The organism is Allgaiera indica (assembly GCF_900106675.1).
Taxonomy (GTDB): Bacteria; Pseudomonadota; Alphaproteobacteria; order Rhodobacterales; family Rhodobacteraceae; genus Acidimangrovimonas; species Acidimangrovimonas indica.
In genome coordinates, this window is sequence record NZ_FNOB01000071.1 from 1 (window position 1) to 1,393 (window position 1,393).

Below are 1,393 nucleotides of genomic sequence, written 5' to 3' on the forward strand. Positions count from 1 at the left end.
TGAGCGTGTGCCTGGCCGAGCAGGACGATCTTGCCCAGGCGACCTCGTCGAAATCGACCAAGCTGTTCCACGGCGGGCTGCGCTATCTGGAATATTACGAATTCCGCCTGGTGCGCGAGGCGCTGCGCGAACGCGAGGTGCTGCTGCGCGCGATGCCGCATATCTCCTGGCCGATGCGCTTCGTGCTGCCGCTGCACAGGCAGATGCGCCCGGGCTGGCTGATCCGGCTGGGGCTGTTCCTGTACGACCATCTGGGCGGGCGCGAGATCCTGCCCGGCACCAGCACGCTGGATTTGACCCGCGCCCCCGAGGGCCGGCCGCTGAAGCCCGCCTTCCGCAAGGCGTTCGAATATTCCGACTGCTGGGTGCAGGATTCGCGCCTGGTCGCGCTCAATGCCCGCGACGCGGCCCGGCGAGGTGCCCGCGTCCTGACCCGCGCCAAGGTGGTCGGCGCACGCCGCGAGGCCGGGCTCTGGCAAGTCCGGGTCGAGCGCGGCGGCCAGATCGAGGAGATCGCCGCCAAGGTGCTGATCAACGCCGGCGGCCCCTGGGTCGGGGCGCTGATCACCGACACCCTCGGCCTGCCCTCGACCGAGGGCGTGCGGCTGGTGCGCGGCTCGCATATCGTCACCCGCAAGCTTTACGACCACGACAAGTGCTATTTCTTCCAGGGCGGCGACGGGCGGATCATCTTCGCCATCCCCTATGAGGACGATTTCACCCTGATCGGCACCACCGACCAGGACCACCAGGGCGCCCCCGACCAGGCCGTCTGCACCCCCGAGGAACAGGATTACCTCTGCGCCTTCGCCAGCGAATACTTCGCCCGGCCCGTGACCCGCGACGATATCGTCTGGACCTATTCCGGCGTGCGCCCGCTGTATGACGACGGCGCCAAATCGGCCACCTCGGCGACCCGCGACTATGTGCTGTCGCTGGACGAAGGCGGCGGCGGCGGGGACGCAGGGGACACGGCGGGGGGCACTGGGGCGGGCACTGGGGCGCCGCTGCTGAATGTCTTCGGCGGCAAGATCACCACCTATCGCCGCCTGGCCGAACATGCCCTAGAAAAGCTGGCCCCCTTCCTGCCGCAGGCCACGGGCCCCTGGACCGCCCGGGCCCCGCTGCCGGGCGGCGATTTCGCGGTCGACGGGGTGGCCGATCTGATCGCCGGACTCATGCGCGACTATCCCTTCCTGACCGAGGCCTGGGCGCGGCGCCTGGTGCGCACCTACGGCACCGAGGCCCGCGCGATCCTGGGCGCGGCGAAAACCACCGCCGACCTGGGCCAGGATTTCGGCGCCTCCCTGACCGAGGCCGAGGTCCGCTGGCTCATCGACCACGAATTCGCCCGCGCCGCAGACGATATCCTCTGGCGAAGAACAAAGCTGGG

The 1,393-nt window shown here is 69.5% G+C and carries 1 protein-coding gene; it reads left to right on the top strand.

Going from position 1 to position 1,393, the window contains the following annotated elements; translation table 11 throughout:
- A partial coding sequence (gene glpD, locus BLV97_RS20610; RefSeq protein ID WP_143037611.1) for a glycerol-3-phosphate dehydrogenase occupies positions 1–1,393 on the top strand: 1,393 nt, incomplete at both ends.